This is a genomic window from Oceaniferula marina (genome assembly GCF_013391475.1).
Taxonomy (GTDB): domain Bacteria; phylum Verrucomicrobiota; class Verrucomicrobiia; order Verrucomicrobiales; family Akkermansiaceae; genus Oceaniferula; species Oceaniferula marina.
On record NZ_JACBAZ010000087.1, the window covers coordinates 1 to 281 of the forward strand.

Here is a 281-nt window from a genome sequence, read left to right on the forward strand (position 1 = left end):
TTAAAGGGCCTGTAGCTCAGCTGGTTAGAGCACACGCTTGATAAGCGTGGGGTCACAGGTTCAAGTCCTGTCTGGCCCACCATTTACAAGAAAGTAAGTGGCAAATCGACCCTGGTTGAGGTGGTGAAAGCAAACAACATCGTAATTCGAAGGAACGCGAAAGTAAGTTCTTTGACATCTGTAGAGAAATTATTTCGGGCGAGCCTCACCCGCTTTTATAAGCCGGTGAAAGTCTGAAATGATTGATATTTCCTGTTCTGCGAAGGACATTGTCGAGAGAT

1 tRNA gene is annotated in these 281 nt (G+C 45.9%); it reads left to right on the plus strand.

The window, feature by feature from the left end:
• The first annotated feature begins 5 nt into the window (after positions 1-5).
• Positions 6-82 (plus strand) — tRNA-Ile (locus HW115_RS19615).
• Positions 83-281 lie beyond the last annotated feature (199 nt).